The organism is Bacillus sp. 05T22, from assembly GCF_056396765.1.
The window spans coordinates 1-428 of the sequence record NZ_JBFTMC010000296.1 but is presented as its reverse complement, the minus strand read 5'-3'; the positions used below and the strand labels follow the sequence as shown (position 1 = coordinate 428).

At 36.4% G+C, this 428-nt stretch carries 1 protein-coding gene; it reads right to left on the bottom strand.

All coding sequences use genetic code 11. From position 1 onward, the window contains the following. A partial coding sequence (locus AC1DIT_RS28555; protein WP_476998635.1) for an IS6 family transposase occupies positions 1 to 428 on the bottom strand: 428 nt, incomplete at both ends.

The following is a 428-nucleotide window of genomic DNA, read 5'->3' as shown; positions in this document are numbered from 1 at the left end:
GACTTTGAAAGCCTAAGGAACGGGAAAATCGACGTTTCACATGTCGATGATCTTGCTCGATGATATTATTGAGGTACTTTATTGTACGATGAAAGGTATTTTTGTAAAGACCTATCTCCTTTAATTTTTTGAATGCGGAAGCTAAAGAAGGAGCCTTATCTGTCGTCAGAACCGTTGGTTCTCCAAAAGTTCGAGCTAGTTTTTTCATAAAAGCATATGCTGCTTGTGTGTCTCGTTTTTGACGAAGTTGAATATCAAGTGTTTGTCCCTCTTTATCAATTGCTCGATATAAATAACACCATTTTCCTTTGACTTTTATATAGGTTTCATCTAGTTTCCAAGATAAGTGTACGTGCTTCTTTTTCTTCTTCCATATTTGATAGATCAAGTTACCATATTCATGAACCCAGCGCATGATGGTTGTAGGA